This window comes from Paenibacillus sp. IHBB 3054 (assembly GCF_051594305.1).
In the GTDB taxonomy this organism is placed as follows: Bacteria; Bacillota; Bacilli; order Paenibacillales; family Paenibacillaceae; genus Paenibacillus_AQ.
The window spans coordinates 1-473 of record NZ_JBOFBG010000163.1; the positions used below are offsets into that span (position 1 = coordinate 1).

A 473-nucleotide genomic window follows, 5' to 3' on the forward strand; every position below is an offset into this window, starting at 1 on the left:
GACAAAATGTCCCGTTTTTCCGTCTTTCCCATCCAACGTATTGACTACGATATGTCGTGGATGTTTCATCCACCGCTTAACTAACCGATTCGTGTGCTTTAACAGGCTCATCAGCATCCTCCTCTCCATGCAACTGGGCAATCAGCGGTGTACGCAGCAGCGGATCAAGAGCCAGAGGCCTTCCCTGGAACAAGCAATACCCTGCCGCAGGAAAATAGGGATAGACCGCTGCGAAAGACTGTTTATATTGCTCCCTCAGGAGTGCGGCCATTCTGGAAGCCATCTCTGGGGTACTCTGGTTTAGCCAGAACTCTCCTGCCCAGCGGGGGGCAGCGTCCGTAAACCGGAGCCAATGATGATAATCACAGTCCATGACGGCAATAGAACGATGTCGCTGCATGAGCGCCTCCCGTTCGGGGTAGTTCCACGGGATCTCGGCAATGACCAGTCCATCTTCTGCTGATCGGCGCTGA

The 473-nt window shown here is 53.7% G+C and carries 1 protein-coding gene; it reads right to left on the reverse strand.

Translation table 11 applies throughout. The features are described from left to right. Positions 1–76: 76 nt before the first annotated feature. A partial coding sequence (locus ACQ76X_RS36260; RefSeq protein ID WP_438498712.1) for a hypothetical protein occupies positions 77–473 on the reverse strand: 397 nt, incomplete at its 5' end.